Annotated in this window: 12 protein-coding genes; 6 read left to right on the top strand and 6 right to left on the bottom strand. The window is 61.9% G+C overall.

Features of this window, described 5'->3' with window-relative positions:
* Window positions 1–313 precede the first annotated feature (313 nt).
* Window positions 314–1234, top strand: coding sequence for a lipid kinase YegS (gene yegS / locus AO240_RS22305; RefSeq protein WP_099239294.1), 921 nt, complete (start codon window positions 314–316; stop codon window positions 1232–1234).
* On the opposite strand, the gene AO240_RS22300 is transcribed toward yegS, so the two are convergent.
* From AO240_RS22300 to AO240_RS22290, 3 genes are all read right to left on the bottom strand, one after another.
* On the bottom strand, window positions 1193–1852 hold the full coding sequence (locus AO240_RS22300) for a response regulator transcription factor (protein WP_099239293.1): 660 nt from the start codon (window positions 1850–1852) through the stop codon (window positions 1193–1195). The two genes, yegS and AO240_RS22300, sit on opposite strands and share 42 nt — an antisense overlap.
* Window positions 1849–2742 carry a sensor histidine kinase gene (locus AO240_RS22295; protein WP_099239291.1) on the bottom strand — a complete coding sequence of 298 codons (894 nt, stop codon included), beginning with the start codon at window positions 2740–2742 and terminating at the stop codon, window positions 1849–1851. Before AO240_RS22295 ends, AO240_RS22300 begins: the two co-directional genes overlap by 4 nt.
* A 371-nt stretch (window positions 2743–3113) precedes the next feature.
* Window positions 3114–3560: a hypothetical protein gene (locus tag AO240_RS22290; RefSeq protein WP_099239289.1), complete on the bottom strand. Its 447-nt coding sequence runs from the start codon at window positions 3558–3560 to the stop codon at window positions 3114–3116.
* 605 nt (window positions 3561–4165) lie between these two features.
* On the opposite strand from AO240_RS22290, the gene AO240_RS22285 reads away from it, so the two are divergent.
* Entirely contained in the window at window positions 4166–5101 is a 936-nt protein-coding gene (locus tag AO240_RS22285) for a chemotaxis protein CheV (protein WP_099239287.1), read from the top strand.
* 39 nt (window positions 5102–5140) lie between these two features.
* Window positions 5141–5947: an MOSC domain-containing protein gene (locus tag AO240_RS22280; RefSeq protein ID WP_099239285.1), complete on the top strand. Its 807-nt coding sequence runs from the start codon at window positions 5141–5143 to the stop codon at window positions 5945–5947.
* A 65-nt stretch (window positions 5948–6012) separates the two neighbouring features.
* Here the strand turns inward: AO240_RS22280 and AO240_RS22275 are convergent, their stop codons facing one another.
* A complete protein-coding gene (locus AO240_RS22275) occupies window positions 6013–6297 on the bottom strand; it encodes a pyrimidine/purine nucleoside phosphorylase (protein WP_099239283.1) in 285 nt (94 codons plus the stop codon).
* Between the two features lie 63 nt (window positions 6298–6360).
* Window positions 6361–6903 (bottom strand): exonuclease domain-containing protein, encoded by a 543-nt coding sequence (locus tag AO240_RS22270; RefSeq protein ID WP_099239281.1) that lies wholly within the window; start codon window positions 6901–6903, stop codon window positions 6361–6363.
* 256 nt (window positions 6904–7159) lie between these two features.
* Between AO240_RS22270 and AO240_RS22265 the strand changes: the two genes are divergently transcribed.
* The gene (locus tag AO240_RS22265; protein WP_099239279.1) at window positions 7160–7948 is read left to right on the top strand and encodes an ABC transporter substrate-binding protein; all 789 of its coding nucleotides are present in this window, start codon (window positions 7160–7162) and stop codon (window positions 7946–7948) included.
* Between the two features lie 25 nt (window positions 7949–7973).
* Here AO240_RS22265 and AO240_RS22260 read toward each other — a convergent pair whose 3' ends face one another.
* Window positions 7974–8525, bottom strand: a complete 552-nt coding sequence (locus AO240_RS22260; protein ID WP_099239277.1) for an RNA polymerase factor sigma-70 — start codon at window positions 8523–8525, stop codon at window positions 7974–7976.
* Window positions 8526–8826: 301 nt separating this feature from the next.
* Between AO240_RS22260 and AO240_RS22255 the strand changes: the two genes are divergently transcribed.
* Together AO240_RS22255 and AO240_RS22250 are read left to right on the top strand one after the other, a co-directional pair.
* A complete protein-coding gene (locus AO240_RS22255) occupies window positions 8827–9579 on the top strand; it encodes a thioesterase II family protein (protein ID WP_058415087.1) in 753 nt (250 codons plus the stop codon).
* Between the two features lie 64 nt (window positions 9580–9643).
* Complete coding sequence (locus tag AO240_RS22250; RefSeq protein WP_099239275.1) at window positions 9644–22540, top strand: non-ribosomal peptide synthetase; 12897 nt, start codon at window positions 9644–9646, stop codon at window positions 22538–22540.
* Window positions 22541–23064 lie beyond the last annotated feature (524 nt).

Below are 23064 nucleotides of genomic sequence, written 5' to 3'. Positions count from 1 at the left end.
CCCAAAGAGTGGCTGGAAGGCAAAGCCGCGAATGCTCACGTGTCGACGGATCGGGTACTCAAGGCAGCTAAGCTCAAAAGACCTTGAAAGGGCTGGCTGTAAGAGCGGAACCGATATAAGCCATAACCTCAACAACGGATATGCACCCAAAACCCTCACGCTGCAGGCACCTCGGTCCCTCAGACACACCGAATGCGAGCAACCTGGCGGCCACATCCGCACTCAACGCATTTAATTTCCAACTAGCATGGCTTTTTTTCACTGGCCAAAGGTCAACATCCTTCAAGCACCTTTGAACCCAGGAGTAAGCCCCATGACCACCCCCAAGGCACTGTTGATCCTCCACGGTAAACAAGCCCTGAACGAGGATGTACGCGCAGCCGTCACGGCCCAACGTGAACTAGGCTGGGAGTTGGCGGTGCGGGTCACGTGGGAAGGCGGCGACGCCCAGCGCCTGGTCAATCAGGCGCTGGCCGACGGTTACACGCACATCATCGCCGGTGGCGGCGACGGCACCTTGCGCGATGTGGCCGAAGCCATGGCGCTGGCCAAAACCGACGCCAGCCTGGTGATGATGCCGCTGGGCACCGCCAATGATTTCGCCCGCGCCGCTGGCGTGCCGCTTGAACCCGCACAGGCGTTGGCGCTGCTCGATGTAGCGCCCAGGGCGATCGACCTCGGCCAGGCGGGCGAGCAAATGTTCCTCAACATGGCCACCGGCGGCTTTGGTAGCCAGGTCACCGCCAACACCTCTGAAGACCTGAAAAAAGTACTCGGTGGCGCTGCCTACCTGTTCACCGGCCTGACGCGTTTCAGTGAATTGAAGTCGGCTTATGGCGAACTCGAAGGGCCGGGTTTCCATTGGAAAGGCGACCTGCTTGCGCTGGGTATCGGCAACGGTCGGCAGGCGGGCGGCGGGCATGTGCTGTGCCCTGACGCGCTGGCCGACGATGGCTTGCTCGACATCAGTATCTTGCCGGCGCCGCAGGAAGTGGTCGGCACGCTGCTCACGCTGATGAGCGACGGCTGGGGCCTGGACAGCATGTTTGTACGCGCGCGCCTGCCTTGGGTCGAGATCAAGGTGGCCGAAGGGCTTTACATCAACCTGGATGGCGAACCGCTGAAGGGCGATGACCTGCGTTTTTCCGCGCTGTCCAATGCCCTGCGCGTGCACCTGCCCGTGGGTTCGCCGTTAGTCGTCCAGGCTGATGATCTGCTCGCGAATGGCGAATAACACCAGGCCCGCCACGTCGAATATTTGCAGGCGCTTCATGATTTGCGAGCGATGCGCCTCCACGGTCTTGATGCTCAAGCCGAGGCCGTGGGCGATTTCCCGGGTGGATTTGCCGCGCACGATCAAACGCAGAATTTCCAACTGGCGCGGCGTGAGGTTGTGGCTGTGGGCGACGGGCGAGGCCGGGCCATGGCTGCGGGTCAGCGCCTGATTGATCACCGTGTTGGCAATGGCGGGGCTGAGGTAGCGCTCGTTATTGCGCAAGGCCGTCAGTGCGTGTTCCAGTTCGTTGCCCGTGGTGTCTTTGAGCAGGTAGCCGTGAGCACCCGACTCCAGCGCACGCATGATCAGCTCCGGGTCGGTGTGCATCGACAGGATCAGCACTTTGCTTTTGGGGTAGGCGGCCTTGAGTTGCTGTAGCGCGTCCAGGCCACCCGTGTGTTTCATCGACAGGTCCAACAGCACGATGTCCGGCTGCAGGGCAGTGTACTTTTCCAGCAATTGCGCGCCATCGCTGGCTTCGCCAATGACCGTATAGCCGTGGGTATCCTCGATCAGCGCGCGTACGCCGGCGCGGATCAGTGCGTGGTCATCCACTAAAAGTAACGTGCAGGTCACTCGAGAACCTTAGGCGAACTGGCCCGTTCGAGGGCGCGTGGCGCCCAGGGGAAAAGCACGTCGATCCGGGTGCCGTGGCCTGGCTGGCTGCTGACCGACAAGGTGCCGCCCAACTGATCGACCCGCTCGCACATGCCGGCCATGCCCCTTTGGCCTTGCGCAGCAGGGTTGGCGGCAGGCAAAAAGCCCGTGCCGTCGTCAAACACCATCAGCGACAGGCCTTCGGGCAGGCGTTGCAGGCGTACCCGCAAATTCTGCGCTTGGGCATGGCGCAGCATATTGGTGACCGCTTCCTGGGTAATACGAAACGCCGCCACCGCCATTTCTTCCGGGATACCGGTCAGCCGTTGCCGGCATTCCAGGCTCCAGTGAACCGGGGTGTTTTCCAGGGTTTTGAGCAGGTGCGCGCGCAGGCTCGCTTCGAGGCCCAGGCTGGCCAACTGGCGCGGGTTGAGGATAGCGGACACGTCGCGCACCTTCGCCAGGGTTTCATTCAGCGTGTTGCACAGCACCGTGCATTGGTTTTGCAGGTCGTGTGGCAAGCGGCGCTTGAGCCATTCGCTTTGCAATTTGGCGGCCGTCAGCAGTTGGCCGATGTCGTCATGCAGTTCGCGGCTGAGGCGATGGCGTTCGTTTTCCTGCACTTGCAGCAGGCGGTCGGCCAGTTCCTGCGGCTGGAATTTAATCGATTTGCGCGAGCTCCATTGTTGCAAGCCCAGCACCACCAGGGTCGCCAGGTTGAGCAGCAAAATGAGCAACGGCAACGGTACGGATTGGCTGTAGGCCCACAGGCTGATCAGCAGCGAACAAAGGCACAGCACGAGGACCATGCTGCGTGCATTGCTGCGCGATGTGGACCTTGCGATAAGCGACTTTAGTTTGGCGTACATAGCGGATGGAGCCAATGAGGTTTGCTGCGGGAAGACCGGTCACGGCGAATCACCGGGCCTTGTTTGGAATACGCTGCTGAAACGTTTTTATACATGATGAAGTTGAGCCACTTCGCGCTGGCCATAGTACCACCACTATTACCGTTGGTCGCCTGGCGACTCGTGTGACAGGCTGGTTAAACAGGCAAACATCTTGCGCCCTGATCCCGGTTCAAAGAGTTTCAGAGTGCAACGGCGGCGGAGGAATTAATCAAGTAGGTGTGGAGCATGTTTAGCGCTGATGGCTAATTGATATGTTTTGCCCGCGCAGCCGTTTGAACCGGCAGGCATATAGTCGTTTTTAGATAGATCGGATATTAAATGAGACCTGGTCAACACTCAAAACGCTTGATAAACGCCCGGTGCGGATCGATTTCTTTTTGTGGGATTTGTGCGATGACCGCCGCAATCAGCCGGGTTTGTTCGCAGTCATCCAGGCTCAGCTCGCCGGTGCGGGCGTCGATCAGAGCCAGTTGCCAGGCCAATAGCGTCAGGCAGTCATGCAAGGTATTTAACGCCTGGTCATGCAGCTGCATCGGGCTCACGGCGTTGGTCATCAGGCATTCGATCAGCCGGCAGAATTGGCTGATCGCTTGCAGGGACAAGCCTTCGGCTTTTTCAGCGATTTTCGCAAGGCAAGTTTTCAAGCAGTCGATGGCATCGCTGTCGTTGCGGATCAAATGCAGATGGTTCAAGCACTCCTGCGATTTGGCCAGGAGCATTTCGGCTTCCAGCAAAAACTCGGGAAGTGCGGTTTGCCATTCATTTGCGCTTTTCATCGTGCAAGTCTCCGCAACATAAGGTCGGGCGATGAGAAGCCGCGCCGGGTCAATGGCGTAAAACTAACGCTGAAATATGTTTGAGGCTTGTAGCCCGATTCTGAAAACTCAGTAGGACGTTTATTAGAATGATCACAATGGCCGCGCAGGGGCCAGGTTATCGGGGGCGATTCCACAACTTCAGTTGCCGCCACGTGAAAGTCTGAAAGACCCGTGGGCCGTGGGCTTGGTATGGCAAACAAAAGCCTGACTCCATTCATGCAATGAGAATGGCGTCACATTAATGGCTATTAGATATTGCGAATATCAGGTTAGACCTGATTGCGTATAGGGGAATCCCTTACGCAAGGGAACCTCGCGTCGATTTTCAGGTCGCGCGATGATTCTGCAGTAGACCATGATGTCAGTGTGACATCAATGAGATTACGTGGCATTTTAGCGGGTCAAGCTCTGGCGCTTACGGCCGATAACCAGCGTAGCAGCAGAGCTTGCTCGCGCAGAACTCAAAGACGCTGGGCCTGACAGGCGAGGCGCGTTCTCGTTGGCGATGATCGCTAACAAGCTTAATTGAGCTGCACAACCCCTTAGCGCATCAGGAGCTTTTAATGGCCAGCATTCTCGACACTGTAGATCAACGCACGCAACTGGTGGGTGAGAATCGCCTGGAAATTCTCATGTTTCGCCTGGCTGGGCGGCAACTGTTTGCGATCAACGTGTTCAAGGTGCAGGAAGTGTTGCAACTGCCCAAGCTGACACTGATGCCCCAGCGTCACCCGTTTGTCTGCGGCGTGGTCAACCTGCGCGGCCAGACGCTGCCGGTGATCGACTTGTCCCAGGCCATCGGCATGCGCCCGCTGGTGCCGGGGCCGAACAGCACGATTATCGTCACCGAGTACAACCGCTCGGTGCAGGCGTTTTTGGTCGGCGGTGTGGATCGCATCGTTAACATGAACTGGGAAGCTATCCTGCCGCCACCGGCGAGCGCCGGCCGTCAGCATTACCTCACGGCCATCAGCAAGGTCGATGACCAGTTGGTGGAAATCATCGACGTAGAAAAAGTGCTCGCCGAAATCGTGCCGTACAACGCCAAGGTCTCCCGCGAAAAACTCGAAGACCCGGTGCTGGAACGCGCGCGCGGCCGTGAAGTGCTGTTGGTCGACGACTCCAATGTGGCCCTGTCGCAACTGCGTGACACCCTTGGCCAACTCGGGGTGAATATGCACGTTGCGAGCGACGGCCTCAAGGCACTGAATATGCTCAAAGCCTGGGCCGACAGCGGCCAAGTGATGACCGACAAACTGCTGATGATTTTCACCGACGCCGAAATGCCCGAGATGGACGGCTACCGCCTCACCACCGAAATTCGCAACGACCCACGCCTGCGTGGCCTCTACGTAGTGCTGCACACCTCGCTGTCGGGCAGCTTCAACGACTCGATGGTGAAGAAGGTCGGTTGCGATAACTTCCTGTCCAAATTCCAGCCGGACAAGTTGGTCGACGTGGTGCGTCAGCGCCTGATGCTGGACGAAGCATCGGCTTGAGCTTAGGGTGACGGCTTTTACCCTCAGGAACGCAGGCTCATGCTTCGTCTCAGCGCGCTATACCGTTACCCCTTGAAGTCCGGCAAGGCCGAGGTTTTGCAACGCATCGGCCTGGATAAACTGGGGCTGGACGGGGATCGACGCTGGATGCTGGTCGACGAAGCCAGCGGGCGCTTCCTCACGCAGCGGGCGGTGGCGAAGATGAGCCAGTTGTCGGCGTTGTACAACAGCGCCGGTGGCCTGACCTTGAGTACTTCAGGCGTTGCGCCGCTGGACGTCGCCCTGCCTGGCAGCGATGCCGAACTGCGCGGTGTGACCATTTGGCGCGATACGTTGCGCGCGCCGGATGCGGGCGATGCGGCGGCGGCGTGGGTCACTGACTTTATCGGCAAGCCAACCCGCCTGGTGCACGTGCCGCTTGCGCGGGCGCGCAGCACCGAAGCCGGTTATGGCCGAGAGGACGATCAGGTCGGCTTTGCCGATGGCTTCCCGCTGCTGCTGATCGGCCAGGCGTCACTCGACGACTTGTCGCAACGCATCGGCCGTCCCATGGAGATGCTGCGTTTTCGCCCCAACCTGGTCATCGAAGGCAGTGCTGCGTTTGCCGAAGATGGCTGGAAGCGCGTGCGCATCGGCGAGGTTGAGTTTCGCGTGGTCAAGTCGTGCTCACGCTGCATCCTCACCACCCTCGACCCCGCCAGTGGCGAACGCAGTGCGGACCGGGAGCCCTTGACCACCCTCAAGACCTACCGCGAGCAGGACGGCAACGTGCTGTTCGGCCAAAACCTGGTCAACGATGGCGTGGGGCACCTGGAAGTCGGCATGCCGGTGACCCTTCTTGAGTAGTACGCTGCGCGCATAAAAAATGCCCGTCTCCTGCGAGACGGGCATTTTTTTTCAGCGGCAAACGCTTAGTCGCGGTATTCGCACAGGTAGGCAGTGTCTACCGCAACCTTCAGCTGGAACTTGCTGTTGGCCGGTACATTGAACTGGTTGCCGGCGTCGAAGGTTTCCCAGGTGTCGGCGTCGGGCAGCTTGACGGTCAGGGCGCCGGACACTACGTGTATGATTTCACGCTTGTCAGTACCAAACTCATATTCACCCGGAGCCATTACGCCGATGGTCGCCGGACCTTCTGCGGTGCCGAAAGCGATCGACTTGACGGTGCCGTCGAAGTATTCGTTGACTTTAAACATGGGCGATTCCTCGAAATAGGGTCTGTAAAGGTTGGCCAGTATGCCCAAGGCCAGGGGAGCTGCCTAGACCGGCAAAATCAGCGGCAGCAGGCGTGCGGTATTGCGCGCATCCTCCAGCGCCCGATGTTGCTGGCCCTGGAACTGCATCCCCGCCAATTGCAGGGCGCCATTGAGCCCGAGCGGTTTGTCCAGTCGCCGCGCCTTGGCGAAACGTTGCTTGAGGTTCACATGCAGCGTTTGCGCAAGCGCGCTGCTCAAGCCATGGCGTTGCCATTCGAGCTCAAGTTGCTGGCGATCATAGTCACCCCAACTGGCCCAGCCTTCCAGGTGTTTTTGATGCTGCCCCAGCCAGCGTTCGAACAATGGCCACACCTCGGTGAACGCTGCTGCGCCGTCGATATTGGCTTGGGTGATGTGCGTCAGTTGACGGCAGAACGGCGTCAACAGTGGCCGACGCAGTGGCCGCACAAAACGCTGAAAGTGATCCAGCTCGCGGCCCTGGCGGTTTACCAGGCTCGCGCCGATTTCGATGACTTCCATCTCCGTCACGGGCCAGCCGCCTTCATCCGTTGTGGCTTCAAGGTCAATAATCAGCCAATGAGGCATCGCGCAGGTTCCCGTACTCGTCCTTTCCTGATGGGGATAGAGCGTAGCCCGGCCGTGTAGTTCCGCCCAGCGCTGATTCAATCTCCCGTCAATTGATCGTGCCCACGCTCTGTGTGGTCATGCCGCTTTGGACGCTGTGCGCCCCACCTTTGACGCGGATGAGGGCGCAAGCTATTAATTTACCGGTGAAAAGTTGTCTCACCTGACAAAAACGCCTAGCTTATCGCCCTCAGAGTATTAAACGGTGTGTGCCTCAATGTTTTCGCCATGGCGGCTGGCTGCAGGACTAACTTTATGGGCACTCGGCAGCGCAGTGTGGATGCCGGCGTCGGCTGCGCAAGTGGTGAGGATCGGCGCCGCGCATTTTCCGCCGTATACCGTGCGCCCCGAGCAAGGCGCCGACACCGGGATATTGCCGCAATTGGTGGAAGCCCTGAACGCTGCGCAAGCCGACTACCAGTTTGTGCTGGTGCCAACCTCGATTCCGCGGCGCTTTCGGGATTTCGAGCAAGGCCGGGTCGACATGGCGATCTTCGAAAACCCCGACTGGGGCTGGCAGAACATTGCGCACACCAGCGTCGATATGCAGCTTGAGGATGCAGAAGTGTTCGTCGCCGAGCGTAAGCCAGGGCGCGACCAGCTGTATTTCGCTGACCTGGCCGGCAAGCGTCTGGCGGTGTTCAGCGGCTATCACTACGCCTTCGCCAACTTCAACCCCGACCCCAAATACATGGCCGACCATTTCAACGCCACGTTGACCTATTCGCATGACAGCAACCTGCTGATGGTCGCGCGCGGGCGTGCCGACATCGCGCTGGTCACCCGTTCGTACTTGAGTGATTTCATGGCGCGTAATGCAGAGATGGCCGGGCAGTTTCTGGTCTCAAAACGCATTGACCAGGTGTATCACCACTACGCGTTGCTGCGGCCGAAGGCGCCGATCAGCGGTGCGGTGTTTGCCGACCTGCTCAAGCGGCTGCGCGACAGCGGGGAGCTGTTGAAGATCTTCGAGCCGTACCGCATCGACGTGATGGCGCCGCACTGAGTCCACGGCCCCGTTCAAACCGCAATCAGACCCGCCGTGCAAACGTGTCGCTGCGTGTGCCCGAGACCTTGCGGCAGTGCACCAGCGCATCGCGAATCATGAAGTTCACCAAGGTCGGCGATACGCCGAGTTCCTTGGCGATGTCCTTTTGCGGCACGCCATGCAGGCGGTACATCTCGAACGCGTAGCGGGTGCGTTGCGGCAACTGCGTCAGCGCGTCGGCGATGTTCTCCAGGGTGTTGAAATTAATGTGCGAGTTTTCCGGCGACGCGCCGTGGATAACCACATTCAAGCCTTCCTCTTCGGTCCCGGAGTATTTGAGCTCCAGCGCTTGCTTGCGGTAGTGATCAATCGCCAGGTTGCGCACGATCTGGAACAGATAACTCAGTTGGGCCTTGAACGATGAGGTGATCGTCGGAGCCGATTGCAGGCGGAAATACGCGTCCTGCACGACGTCTTCGGCGCGCGAGCGGCAGCCGGTAATACGGGCCGCGATCTTCACCAGAATCAAACGATTGTCGACGAATGCCTGAAGAAGCGGTGAGTCGCACCTGCCTGTGGATACTTGTTCCGTCATGGAAATCACCTGGTCGCAAAATGGGTTAGGGGAGGGCGTCCGTGCTGAAGCCTCCTACACATCGGGCAACAAATTATGATTAATGATAATGATTGTCAAATGAGAAGACGAACTAATCTTATGCCTGCGTGGTAGGTGTGAACCCTGTCTCGCTTCTGTGAAGGACTAATTATCTGCCGACGCCGTCCGTTCTCATGGGTGACAGGTCCGTTAGCTGAAGGGCCAGGGATCAGCGCCCACAGGAGGACGAAATGGGTTTTTACCGTGCATACAAGGTGTTTCAGCTTGGCGCCCTCAAGCGATGAGCGCCGCCACTCGACTGCGGCTTTTTTGCCTGCCTTATTCTGGGGCCAGCGCCATGGTGTATGCGCGTTGGCGTCGAGCTTTACCGGATTGGTTGCAGGTCTGCCCGCTGGAATTGCCTGGGCGCGGCATGCGCATGGATGAGCCGTTGCAGCGCGACATCAAGGCGCTGGCTGCGCAATTGGCGGCTGAAATCAGCCGTGACCTGAACACCCCGTATGCCTTGTTCGGCCACAGCCTTGGCGGCTTGCTGGCGTTCGAGTTGGCGCATGCGCTGCGTGAACGCGGCTCACCCGCGCCGCTGGCGTTATTCGCCTCGGGTACGGCTGGCCCGGCGCACCGCGATGTCAGCGAATACGCCCTCGAAAAATCCGATGAGCAACTGATCGCCCGCCTGCGTGAGCTGCAAGGCACCGCCGAAGAAGCCCTGGCCAACCCTGAGTTGATGCAGTTGATGCTGCCGATTCTGCGCGCCGACTTCCTGTTGTGCGGCAGTTTCAACTACGGCCGGCGCGAGCCGCTGGGCATGCCGATTCACGTGTTCGGCGGCAAGCAAGACAGCGTTCGCGCCGACCAGTTGCTCGACTGGCAGGCGGACGCGGCCAGCGGCTTTTCGCTCGACATGTTCGACGGTCACCACTTTTTCATCGTGCAGCACGAAAGCGCCGTGCTGCGTTGCCTGCGCCGCTATGCCGAGGAGCACCTGGCCCGCTGGCGCAGTGTTGCGACGCGGCAAGTGGCCGCTGGCTGAACAGCCGCGCTGTCGATTTTTTTGTAGCCGATTTTCCCGTAAGCCGATTTCAGGCAGGAACCCCATGATGGACGCCTTCGAACTTCCCCGCACTCTGGTCCAGTCTCTTCAACGTCGCGCCGCGCAGACCCCGGATCAACTGGCCTTGCGCTTTCTCGCCGAAACCGCCGAGCACACGGTGCTGCTCAGCTACCGCGACCTGGACCAGCGCGCCCGTACCATCGCGGCGGCCTTGCAGGCCAATGCGGCGTTGGGCGACCGTGCGGTGCTGTTGTTCCCGAGTGGCCCGGACTACGTCGCGGCGTTTTTTGGTTGCCTGTACGCCGGGGTGATTGCGGTGCCGGCGTACCCGCCCGAGTCCACCCGCCGTCATCACCAGGAGCGCCTGCTGTCGATCATCAGCGATGCCGAACCGCGCCTGCTGCTGACCATCGCCAGCCTCGGCGACGGCCTGGCGCAGCTTGAGGGCGCGCCGCCGGTGTTGCGCGTCGACACCCTCGATGCGCAGATCGCCGACGGCTGGGTCGAACCCGAACTGCACGCCGACGACATCGCTTTCCTGCAATACACGTCGGGCTCCACCGCTTTGCCCAAGGGCGTGCAAGTCAGCCACGGTAACCTGGTGGCCAACGAAGTGCTGATCCGTCGCGGTTTTGGCATCGACCTGAACCCGCATGACGTGATCGTCAGCTGGCTGCCGCTGTACCACGACATGGGCTTGATCGGCGGGTTGCTGCAACCGATTTTCAGTGGCGTGCCGTGCGTGCTGATGTCACCGGCGTACTTTTTGGCGCGGCCGCTGCGCTGGCTCGAAGCGATCAGCGAGTACGGCGGCACCATCAGCGGTGGCCCGGATTTCGCCTACCGCCTGTGCAGCGAGCGGGTCAGTGAGTCGGCGCTGGAACGCCTTGATTTAGGCCAATGGCGCGTGGCGTATTCGGGCTCCGAACCGATCCGCCTCGACACCCTGGAACGCTTCGCCGATAAGTTCGCCGCCTGCGGTTTCAGCGCGAATAATTTCTTTGCCTCCTACGGGCTGGCCGAGGCGACCCTGTTTGTCGCAGGCGGCCGCCGTGGCCACGGCATCCCGGCGTTGCGCGTGGATGACCAGGCGCTGGCCGCCAACCGTGCCGAGCCGGGGCAGGGCGCTGCGATCATGAGTTGCGGCACCCACCAGCCCGACCACGCGGTGCTGATTGCCGACCCGCACACCTTGGGCGAACTGGCGGACAACTGCGTCGGTGAGCTGTGGGCCAGCGGCCCGAGCATCGCCCATGGCTACTGGCGCAACCCCGAGGCCAGCGCCAAAACGTTTGTGCAACATGCTGGCCGCACCTGGCTGCGCACCGGCGACCTGGGGTTTATCCGCGAAGGCGAGGTGTACATCACCGGCCGCCTGAAAGACCTGCTGATCGTGCGCGGCCACAACCTGTACCCGCAAGACATCGAGCAAACCGTCGAGCGCGCAGTCGACGCGGTGCGCAAGGGCCGTGTTGCCGCCTTTGCGGTGAATGACCAAGGCCTGGAAGGCATTGGCATTGCTGTAGAAATCAGCCGCAGCGTGCAGAAAATCCTGCCGCCCGAGACGTTGATCAAAGCCATCCGCCAAGCCGTTGCCGAGGCCTGTCAACAAGCCCCGAGCGTGGTCGTGCTGCTTAACCCTGGCGCATTGCCGAAGACTTCCAGCGGCAAGCTGCAGCGTTCGGCGTGTGCGCTTCGCCACGCCGATGGCAGCCTCGACAGCTATGCGCAGTTCCCGGATCTGCGCGCGCAGGCGAGCGATGCGGCACTTGAATCCGAGCTGCAACAGCAGATTGCGGCGATCTGGTGCGAGCAATTACAGGTGTCGACGGTCGCCGCTGACGATCACTTTTTCCTGCTCGGCGGTAACTCCATCAGCGCCACCCAAGTGGTCGCGCGTCTGCGTGAACACCTCGGCCTGGAACTCAACCTGCGCATGCTGTTTGAAGCGCCAACGCTGGCGGCCTTTGCCGCGAATGTCGCGCACTTGCAGCACGCCGGCGGCGTTGTTCAAGGCACGATTCACGCCCTGTCGCGCCAGCACGAGCTGCCGCAATCGCTGGCACAAAACCGCCTGTGGATCACCTGGCAACTCGACCCGCACAGCAGCGCCTACACGATTCCCGGCGGCCTGCGCCTGCGCGGTGAGTTGGACGAAGACGCCGTGCGCGCAAGCTTCGAGCAACTGATCCAGCGCCACGAAGCGCTGCGCACGCGCTTCTACGAGCGCGATGGGCAGGCGTTCCAGCGCGTCGATGCAACCACTGACTTTGACTTGCTCGTTATCGACCTGTGCGACCGGCCCGAGGCTGAGCGCGAAGCGCGTGCGCTACAGATTCGCGAAGAGCAGGCGCGTACCTCGTTTAACCTGGAAAAAGGCCCGCTGTTTTGGGTAACGCTGGTGCGCCTGGACGATGAAGACCACCAGTTGCTGGTCACGCTGCACCACATCATCGCCGACGGCTGGTCGCTGACTATTCTGATCGACGAATTCTCGCGCCTGTACGCCGCCGCCGCGCAGGGCCAAACCCTCGCGCTGCCGCCACTGGCCTTGCAGTACGCCGACTACGGCAACTGGCAGCGTGAATGGCTGGCCGCAGGTGAGGGCCAGCGGCAACTGGCGTATTGGCGGGAACAGTTGGGCGATGAGCATCCGACCCTGAACCTGGCCACCGACCACCCACGCGCAGCGCAACAGCGCCACAGCGCCTCGCGCCACAGCGTGCGCTTGAGCGTGAACCTCAGCGCGGCGATTCGCCAAACCGCTCAAGCCCAACAGGCCACGCCGTTCATGCTGTTGCTGGCGGCATTCCAGAGCCTGCTCTATCGCTACAGCGGCCAGCGCGATATACGCATCGGCGTGCCGAATGCCAACCGCCCGCGCCAGGAAACCCAAGGCTTGGTCGGCTTTTTCATCAATACGCTGGTACTGCGCGCCGAGCTGGAAGGGCGCCTGCCGTTCGATCAGCTGTTGGCTGCAACCCGCCAAGCAGCGTTGGGTGCGCAGGCGCATCAAGACCTGCCCTTCGAACAGTTGCTGGAAGCCTTCCCGCAAGCCCGCGAACAAGGCCTGTTCCAAGTCATGTTCAACCACCAGCAACGCGACCTGAGCGCCTTGCGTCGCCTGCCGGGCATGCTTGCCGACGAGCTGCCGTGGCACAGCCGCGAAGCCAAGTTCGACCTGCAACTGCACAGCGAAGAAGACCGCAACGGGCGCCTGAGCCTGTCTTTTGATTACGCCGATGAGTTGTTCGACAGCGCAACCATCCGGCGCCTGGCCGAGCACTACATCAACCTGCTGCAAGGCGTCTGCGAGCATCCGCAACAGGCCATCGGCGACCTGAAGCTGATGCAAGCCGGCGAGGTGCAGCTGTGCAGCGAAGCGCCGTGCACCCCGGCGCACGTGTGGTTGCCCGAACTGCTCAACCAACACACCTCGAATAATCCCGCACTGGTTTGGCAAAACGGCAGCCTGACGTTCGCCCAGTTGCACACCCAAGCCAACCGCCTGGCGCATTACCTGCGCGACAAAGGCGTTGGCCCGGATGTGCGCGTGGCCATCGCCGCCGAGCGTTCGCCGCAACTGCTGGTCGGCTTGTTGGCGATCATCAAGGCCGGTGGCGCCTACGTACCGCTCGACCCGGACTACCCCGCCGAGCGCCTGGCCTACATGCTGCAAGACAGCGGCGTGCACCTGCTACTGACGCAAAACTCGCTGCTTGAGCTGTTACCGGCCACCGACGGCGTGTGCGTGATCGCCATGGACAGCCTGCACCTCGACAGCTGGCCGACCCAGCCGCCGGGCCTGCACTTGCATGGCGACAACCTCGCGTACGTGATCTACACCTCCGGCTCCACCGGCCAACCCAAGGGCGTGGGCAACACGCACGCGGCGCTGGCCGAGCGCTTGCAATGGATGCAGGCCACTTACCAATTGAACGACAGCGATGTGCTGATGCAAAAGGCGCCGATCAGTTTTGACGTGTCGGTGTGGGAATGCTTCTGGCCGCTGATCAGCGGTTGCCGGCTGGTGCTGGCCGGCCCCGGCGAGCATCGTGACCCGCAGCGCATCGCGCAGTTAGTGCAAGACTTTAGCGTGACCACGCTGCACTTTGTGCCGCCGCTGTTGCAGGTGTTTATCGACGAGCCGCAGGCGGCCGAATGCACCAGCCTGCGCCGCCTGTTTTCGGGCGGCGAAGCCTTGCCCGCCGAGTTGCGCAACCGCGTGCTGGCGCGCTTGCCGGCGGTGCAATTGCATAACCGTTACGGCCCGACGGAAACCGCGATCAACGTCACCCACTGGCACTGCACGGCGGCGGATGGCGAGCGCTCGCCGATTGGCCGGCCGCTGGGCAATGTGATCTGCCGCGTGCTGGACGAGCAACTCAACCCGCAGCCTGCCGGTGTGCCCGGTGAGCTGTGCATCGGCGGCATCGGCCTGGCCCGCGGCTATTTGGGCCGCGCCGGGCTGACCGCCGAACGCTTTGTTGCCGACCCGTTGGGCGCGGCGGGCGCGCGCCTGTACCGCACCGGTGACCGTGTGCGCTGGGGCGCGGACGGGGTAATCGAATACCTCGGCCGCCTCGACCAGCAGGTCAAGCTGCGCGGCTTTCGGGTCGAGCCGCAAGAAGTCGAAGCGCGCCTGCTGGCCATGCCCGGTATCGCCCAAGCCGTGGTGCTGGTGCGTGGTGCGCAACTGATCGGCTATTACACCGCGACGCTTGAGCTGGACGCACAGGCAGTCAAAACCGCCCTGGCCGCCGAGCTGCCGGACTACATGGTGCCTGCACAGTTGATGCGTCTCGACGCGATGCCTCTCAGCCCAAGCGGCAAACTCGACCGTCGCGCATTGCCGGAACCGCTGTGGCAAACCCGCGAACACGTTGAACCTGAAACCGCCTTGCAGCAGCAGATCGCCGCGATTTGGCGCGAAGTGCTCGGCCTGCCGCGCATCGGCCTGCGTGACGACTTTTTCGCCCTCGGCGGCCATTCGTTGCTGGCCACGCAAATTATCTCGCGCACCCGCCAGGCGTGTGACGTCGAACTGCCGCTGCGCACCTTGTTCGAGGCCAGCGAGCTGGCGGCGTTTGCCGAGCAAGTCGGGCTGATCCAGGCCTCGGGCCAACGCAATCAGCAAAGCGCAATCGCCAGGGTCGACCGCAGCCAGCCGGTGCCGTTGTCTTATTCGCAGCAACGCATGTGGTTCCTCTGGCAGATGGAGCCGCACAGCCCGGCCTACAACGTCGGCGGCATGGCGCGCCTGCGCGGGGTGCTTGATGTGGGGCGTTTCGAGGCGGCGTTGCAAGCGCTGATCATGCGCCACGAAACCCTGCGCACCACCTTCCCAAGCGTCGACGGTGTGGCGTATCAGCGGGTCTCTGCGCAAACCGGCTTGCGCATGGACTGGCAGGATATTTCGGCGCTGAATGAAGCCGAGCGTCAACAGCGCCTGCAAAAACTCGCCGACCATGAAGCCCACACCCCCTTCAACCTGGAAACCGGGCCGTTGCTGCGCGCGTGCCTGGTCAAAGCCTGCGAGCGCGAGCATTACCTGGTGTTGACCCTGCACCATATCGTCACCGAAGGCTGGGCCATGGACATCTTTGCGCGTGAACTCAGCGCATTGTATGAAGCCTTTATCGATGAACGCTTGTCGCCGCTGGCGCCGTTGCCGGTGCAGTACCTCGACTACAGCGTGTGGCAGCGCGAGTGGCTGGAGGCGGGTGAGCGCCAGCGCCAACTCGACTACTGGACCGCGCAACTGGGCGACAAACACCCGTTGCTCGAACTGCCCGGCGACCGCCCACGGCCGCCGGTGCAAAGCCACCAGGGCGAGTTGTACCGCTTCGACCTGAGCGACGAGTTGGCCGCCCGCGTGCGTGCCTTCAATGCCGAACGTGGCCTGACGTTGTTCATGACCATGACCGCCACTCTGGCCGTGCTGCTTTACCGCTACAGCGGCCAGACCGACCTGCGCATCGGTGCGCCGGTGGCCAACCGCATTCGCCCGGAAAGCGAAGGGCTGATCGGCGCGTTCCTCAACACCCAAGTGCTGCGCTGCCAACTGAACGGGCAGACGACCGTGGCCGAGTTGTTCGAGCAGGTGCGGCACACCGTGATCGAAGGCCAGTCCCACCAGGACCTGCCCTTCGACCATCTGGTGGAAGCCCTGCAACCACCGCGCAGCGCGGCGTATAACCCGTTGTTCCAAGTGATGTGCAACGTGCAACGCTGGGAATTCCAGCAAAGCCGCCAACTCGCCGGCATGACCGTCGAGTATTTGGCCAACGATGCGCGTGCGACCAAGTTCGACCTCAACCTGGAAGTCACCGACCTCGACCATAGCCTGGGTTGCTGCCTGACGTACAGCACCGACCTGTTCGATGAGCCGCGCATTGCGCGCATGGCTGAACATTGGCGCAACCTGCTTGAAGCGTTGATTGCGAGCCCTGAACAATGCCTCAGCGAACTGCCGTTACTCACCACTACCGAGCAACGAGCGTTGCAGCACAGCTTGGGCGCCGAGCCCGGCGAGCATCGCCTCGACCAGTGCATCCATTCACTGTTCAGCCAGCAAGCGCAGGCGCGTGCCGATGCGCCTGCGTTGACCTTTGCCGGCGTGACCCTCAGTTACGGTGAACTGGACGCGCGCGTCAACCGTCTGGCCTGGATGCTGCGTGAGCGCGGCGTCGGCCCGCAGGTGCGCGTCGGCCTGGCGCTGCCACGCTCGCTGGAAATGGTCATTGGCCTGTTGGCGATCCTCAAGGCCGGCGGCGCCTATGTGCCGCTGGACCCGGAATACCCGCTGGACCGGCTGCATTACATGATCGAAGACAGCGGCATCGGCTTGTTGCTCAGCGATGCGGCGATGTTCCAGGCGCTGGGTGAGCTGCCGGCGAATGTGGCGTGCTGGTGCCTGGAAGATGACTCGCCGGTGCTGGCGAATTATCCGGCGAGTGAACCGCCGTTTATCAGCCTGCCACAACACCAGGCCTACCTGATCTACACCTCCGGCTCCACCGGCAAGCCCAAAGGCGTGGTGGTGAACCACGCTGAAATCGCGATGCATTGCCAGGCCGTTATCCAGCGCTTCGGCATGCGCCCTGACGACTGCGAGCTGCACTTTTATTCGATCAACTTTGACGCCGCCACCGAGCGTTTGCTGGTGCCGTTGCTCAGCGGTGCGCAGGTGGTTTTGCGTGCTCAGGGCCAGTGGGACGCCGAGGAAATCTGCGGGTTGATTCGCGAGCATCGCGTCAACATCCTCGGCTTTACCCCGAGCTACGGCAGCCAGTTGGCGCAATGGCTGGCGACTCAGCAGCAGACCCTGCCGGTGCGCATGTGCATCACCGGCGGCGAAGCCTTGACCGGCGAACACTTGCAACGCATTCGCGCAGCGTTCCGGCCCGAGGTGTTTTTCAACGCCTACGGCCCCACCGAAACCGTGGTGATGCCGCTGGCCAGCCTGGCACCGGAACAGTTGGAAGAGGGCGCTGGCAGCGTGCCGATTGGCAGCATCGTCGGTGCCCGCACGGGCTACATTCTCGACGCCGACCTGGCGCTGGTGCCGCACGGTGCCACCGGCGAGTTGTACATCGGCGGTGCCGGTCTGGCGCAGGGCTATCACCAGCGTCCGGGCATCACCGCCGAGCGTTTTGTCGCCGACCCGTTTGCCGCGAATGGCGGGCGTTTGTACCGCACCGGCGATCTGGTGCGCCAACGCGCCGATGGCCTGGTGGAGTACGTGGGCCGGATCGACCATCAGGTCAAGATTCGCGGTTTCCGTATCGAGCTGGGTGAAATCGAAACGCGCTTGCTGGAGCACGCGGCGGTGCGCGAAGCGGTGGTGCTGGCGCTGGACTCGCCGAGTGGCAAGCAATTGGTGGCGTACCTGGTCAGCGACGCCGATCCTGTTACCTTGCGTGATGCGCTGAAGGCGCACCTCAAGGCGCAGTTGCCGGACTACATGGTGCCCGCGCACTTGATTGTGCTCGACAGCATGCCACTGACCGCCAACGGCAAGCTCGACCGGCGCGCCTTGCCGCAACCCGACCCCGAGGCCAACCGCCAACACTACGTCGCGCCACGCAACGCGCTGGAGCAAAGTCTTGCGGCCATCTGGTGCGCCGTGTTGAACGTGCAGCAAGTCGGCCTGCACGATAACTTCTTTGAACTGGGCGGCGATTCGATCCTGTCGATCCAGGTGGTCAGCCGTGCGCGGCAGGCCGGGATTCATTTCAGCCCGCGCGATTTGTTCCAGCACCAGACCGTGCAAACCCTGGCCGCCGTGGCCACCCGTAGCGAGCAGTTCAGCGCCGAGCAAGGCCTGTTGACCGGGCCTTCGGGCCTTACGCCGATCCAGCATTGGTTCTTCGACACCGACATCCCGGCGCGTCAGCACTGGAACCAGGCGTTGCTGCTGCAACCCCTGCAACTGCTCGACCCGCATCGCCTAGAGCAAGCGCTGTTGGCGGTGCTGGAACACCACGATGCGCTGCGCCTGAGCTTCACCCAGCGCGATGCGCAATGGCACGCCGAGCATTTGGCCGTGCCTGAAGGCGGTGTGCTGATGCAAGCGCAGGTACGTGATATGGCGCAGTGCACCGCACTGTTTACCGACACCCAACGCAGCCTTGACCTGGCACACGGCCCGTTGCTGCGCGCCTTGCTGGTCGACGGCCCGCAAGGCCAGCAACGCCTGCTGATCGCGGTGCATCACCTGGTGGTGGACGGCGTGTCGTGGCGCGTATTACTTGAGGATGTGCAAAGCGTTTACCGCCAACTCAGCGACGGCCAGTCCGTCAGCCTGCCAGCCAAGACCAGCGCGCTGCGCGATTGGGCCGCGCGTTTGCAGGCGTATGCCGGCAGCGAGTCGCTGCGCGAAGAGCTGAGTGTGTGGCAGGACCAATTGGCCGGGCCGGTGGTCAGGCTGCCGGTGGATCGCCCGCACGGTTCACTGCGCAATCGTGATGCCGACACCGTCAGCGTGCGCCTCAGCGCCGAGCACACTCGCCAGTTGTTGCAACAGGCGCCGAGTGCCTACCGCACCCAGGTCAACGACTTGCTGCTGACCGCGCTGGCCCGCGTGCTGTGCCGCTGGAGCGGCCACGACTCGGCGTTGATTCAACTCGAAGGGCATGGCCGCGAAAGCCTGTTCGATGACATCGACCTGACCCGTAGCGTCGGCTGGTTCACCAGTGCTTATCCGTTGCGCCTGACGCCGTTAGCGGAGCAGGGCGCATCGATCAAGGCAATCAAAGAGCAACTGCGTGGCGTGCCGCACAAAGGCTTGGGCTACGGCGTGCTGCGCTACCTGGCAGACGATGTGTGCAAACACAGCATGGCCGCACTGCCGGGCGCCGATATTACCTTCAACTACCTTGGCCAGTTCGATCAGAGTTTCGGCGCCGATGCGCTGTTTCACCCACTCGATGAATCCGCAGGCCAAGCGCATGACCCGCACGCGCCGCTGCCCAATCAGTTGAGCGTCGACAGCCAGGTGTATGGCGGTGAACTGGTGCTGCGCTGGACCTTCAGCCGCGAACGGCATGACCCGCAGACCATTCGCGAATTGGCGGATGCCTACGTGGCTGAACTGCACAGCCTGATCGCGCATTGCTTGCAGGATGACGCCGGCGGCCTCACGCCGTCCGACTTCCCGCTCGCGCACCTGACCCAGCCACAGCTGGATGCCTTGCCGGTGCCGGCCAGCGTGATTGAAGACGTCTACCCGCTGACCCCGATGCAGGAAGGCCTGTTGCTGCACACGCTCTTGGAGCCGGGCACCGGCCTCTACTACATGCAGGACCGTTACCGCATCAACAGCGCGCTCGACCCTCAGCGTTTTGCTCAAGCCTGGCAGGCCGTGATTGCTCGCCACGAAGCCTTGCGCGCATCGTTCTGCTGGAACGTCGGCGCAGACATGCTGCAAGTCATCCACAAACCCGGCAGCACCCCGATTGACTACCTGGACTGGAGCGCCGACCCGCACAGCCAGCACGAACCGCGCCTGCAAGCGCTGCTCAAGGCCGAGCGTGAAGCCGGCTTCGATCTGCTCAACCAGGCACCGTTCCACCTGCGCCTGATTCGCCTGGGTGAAGCGAGCTACTGGTTCATGATGAGCAACCACCACATCCTCATCGATGCCTGGTGCCGTTCGCTGTTGATGAATGACTTTTTCGATATTTACACAGCCCTCGGCGAAGGCCGCGAGGCGCAGTTGGCCACGCCGCCGCGCTACCGCGACTACATCGCCTGGCTGCAACGCCAGAACCTCACCCAGGCGCGCGCGTGGTGGCAGCAGAACCTGCAAGGCTTTGAGCGCACCACGCCGATCCCGAGCGACCGGCCGTTCCTGCGTGAACACGCAGGCCACAGTGGCGGCATGCTGGTGGGCGATTGCTACACCCGCCTGGAGGCTCGCGACGGTGCGCACTTGCGTGAGTTGGCCCAAGCCCATCAGCTTACCGTCAACACCTTCGCCCAGGCCGCATGGGCGTTGGTGCTGCGCCGTTTGAGCGGCGACCGTGACGTGCTGTTTGGCGTCACCGTGGCCGGTCGCCCGGTTGAAATGCCCGAGATGCAACGCACCGTCGGCCTGTTTATCAACAGCATCGCGCTGCGCGTCAAACTGCCCGAAGACGATCAGCGTTGCAGCGTGCGCGAGTGGCTGAGCGGCTTGCTCGACAGCAACATGCAACTGCGCGAGTACGAATACGTGCCGTTGGTGACGCTGCAGGAACTCAGCGAATTGCCCAAGGGCCAGCCGCTGTTCGACAGCCTGTTCGTGTTTGAAAACGCGCCGGTTGAAGTCTCGGTGCTCGACCGCGCGCAAAGCCTGAATGCGACCTCGGATTCGGGCCGCACGCACACTAACTTCCCGCTGACGGCCGTGTGTTATCCGGGCGATGACTTGGGCCTGCACCTGTCGTACGACCAGCGTTACTTCGACGAAACCACCGTGCAAGGCATGCTCGGCGAGTTCAAGCGCCTGCTGCTGGCGCTGGTGCAGGGCTTCCATGGCGACATGGCCGACCTGCCGTTGATTGGCGCGCAAGAGCGTGAGTTTCTGCTGCATGGCTGCAACCAGAGCGAGCATGACTACCCGCTTGAGCGCAGTTACATCGAGCTGTTTGAAGCGCAAGTCGCCGCGCATCCGCAGCGCATCGTCGCCAGTTGCCTTGATCAGCAATGGACCTATGCCGAGTTGAACCGGCGCAGTAACGGGCTGGGCCACGCGTTGATCGCGGCGGGCGTGGGCCTGGATCAACCGGTGGCGTTGTTGGCCGAGCGTAACCTCGACCTGCTGGGCATGATCATTGGCAGCTTCAAGGCCGGTGCCGGTTACTTGCCGCTCGACCCTGGCCTGCCGAGCCAGCGTTTGAGCCGTATTATCGAGCTGAGCCGTACGCCGTTGCTGGTGTGCAGCGAGGCGTGCCGTGAGCAGGCCATTGAATTGCTCGAAGGCAGCGACTGCCAGTTGCTGGTGTGGGAGGAAGTGCCTGGCCGTGGTGAAAACCCCGGTGTTTACAGCAGCGCGGATAACCTCGCGTATGTGATCTACACCTCGGGCTCCACCGGCTTGCCCAAAGGCGTGATGGTGCAACAGCGCGGCATGCTCAATAACCAGTTGAGCAAGCGGCCGTACCTCGACTTGAGCGACGCCGATGTGATCGCGCAGACCGCCTCGCAAAGCTTCGATATTTCGGTGTGGCAGTTCCTCGCCGCGCCGCTGTTTGGCGCCCGCGTGGCCATCGTGCCGAACACCGTTGCGCATGACCCGCAAGGCTTGCTGGCGCATGTTCAGGCGCAAGGCATCAGCGTGCTGGAGAGCGTGCCGTCGCTGATTCAAGGCATGCTCGCCGAGGAACACATGAGCCTTACCGGCTTGCGTTGGATGTTGCCGACCGGTGAAGCAATGCCGCCGGAACTGGCGCATCAGTGGTTGTTGCGTTACCCGCAAACAGGCCTGGTGAATGCGTATGGCCCGGCGGAGTGTTCGGATGACGTGGCGTTCTTCCGCGTTGATTTGGCGTCGACGCGTGGCACGTATCTGCCGATCGGCACACCGACTGACAACAACCGTTTGTACGTGCTCGATGGCGAACTGGCGTTGGTGCCGCAAGGCGCCGTCGGTGAGTTGTGCGTGGCGGGCGTGGGGGTTGGCCGTGGTTATGTCAGCGACCCGTTGCGCACCGCCCAGGTGTTTGTGCCGAACCCGTTTGGCGCAGCGGGCGAGCGCCTCTACCGCACGGGCGACCTGGCGCGTCGGCGCAGCGATGGCGTGCTGGAATATGTAGGGCGCATCGACCATCAGGTGAAGATTCGTGGCTACCGCATCGAATTGGGTGAAATCGAGGCGCGCCTGCACGAACAGCCACAGGTGCGTGATGCGGCCGTCGGCGTGCAGGAAGGCGTCAACGGCAAGCACTTGGTGGGTTATTTGGTGGCGACTGATGCAACGCTGAGCGCAACTGAACGGCTGGACCGCATCAAGCAACACCTGCGCGCCGAGCTGCCGGAGTACATGGTGCCGTTGCACTTGTTGTGGCTCGACCGTCTGCCGCTGAATGCCAACGGTAAACTCGACCGTAACGCCCTGCCGGTGCTGGAGATGGGTCAACTGCAGGACCAGGACTACGTGGCGCCGCGCAATGCGTTGGAAACGACGTTGGCAGGCATTTGGGCCGAGGTGCTGAACGTCGAAAAGGTGGGGGTGCACGACAACTTCTTCGAACTGGGCGGGCACTCGTTGCTGGCCACGCAGGTTGCCTCGCGTGTGCAGAAAACCCTGCAACGCGATGTGCCGCTGCGGGCGATGTTCGAATGCAGCACGGTGGCGGAGTTGGCCGAGTACATCGATGGGTTGGCAGCGAATGAGATCAGCGCGGAGAAGGTGGATCGGTTGAGTGATTTGATGGCGGAGCTGGAGGGCTTGTGATGGGGGTTGCAGGTTAGGGCATCTACCAAGATCACAAGAGGGTTGAAGCGGATCAAAGGCGGCGTTTGCCTACACCGCCGATGTGCTTTTGCTTTTTGTGGGAGCGGGCTTGCTCGCGATGGCGGTGTGTCAGATAAGTATTTTCAACTGATACACCGCTATCGCGAGCACGCCCGCTCCTATCAAACTACAAATAACCTATTGTTTTTATTGAAATTTATCCAGGGTTGTGGCTTTNGTGCATATCCGTTATTGAGTTTATGGCTTATATCGGTTCCGCTCTTACAGCGGGTCACTTTTGAAAGGACCGGAAGCCGGCCCAGTCAAAAGTAACCAAAACGCTCTCGCCCCACCACTCGGTGCCTCGCTGTGGCTCGGCATGCCCTCACTCCGTAATATCTGCGTTCGGCCATCGTGGTTTAACGGGGCGCGTCTAAGATCAAGATCACAAAGATCACAATCAAAAGCAGGCGGCCCGAAAGCCGACCCAATCTCCCAAGCAGAATGTGGTCAAACTGTGGGAG

Origin of the sequence: Pseudomonas sp. ICMP 460 (assembly GCF_002723595.1) — a bacterium.
Lineage (GTDB): Bacteria > Pseudomonadota > Gammaproteobacteria > Pseudomonadales > Pseudomonadaceae > Aquipseudomonas > Aquipseudomonas kitaguniensis.
The sequence above is the reverse complement of the archived record's forward strand: the minus strand, read 5'-3'. Positions and strand labels throughout refer to the sequence as shown.